General features: G+C 28.6%; 1 protein-coding gene. It reads right to left on the reverse strand.

The window, feature by feature from the left end; all coding sequences use genetic code 11:
- Positions 1 to 48: 48 nt before the first annotated feature.
- A partial coding sequence (locus tag SB717_RS39945) for a hypothetical protein (protein ID WP_410908913.1) occupies positions 49 to 231 on the reverse strand: 183 nt, incomplete at its 5' end.

Genomic DNA, 231 nt, shown 5'->3' on the forward strand with positions numbered 1-231 from the left:
TTTTTTAACCACAAAAGAGACAAAAGATTTTTAGTCGTTTTTAGATACTTAAAAGCTTACAAAACAATCGAGCCTAAGAACTTTTACATTTTGTAAACTTTTATCATTTTTTTTTCCAATCATTTCTTTTGTTCCTTTTGTGGTTAAATATTTCTTACATATTGACATTACTATTTCAAAGTATATTTTACACCCAGAAACCCTCTGATTCTCTGCATCGGAGCATATCCG

The organism is Priestia sp. SIMBA_032, assembly GCF_046535215.1.
In the GTDB taxonomy this organism is placed as follows: domain Bacteria; phylum Bacillota; class Bacilli; order Bacillales; family Bacillaceae_H; genus Priestia; species Priestia aryabhattai.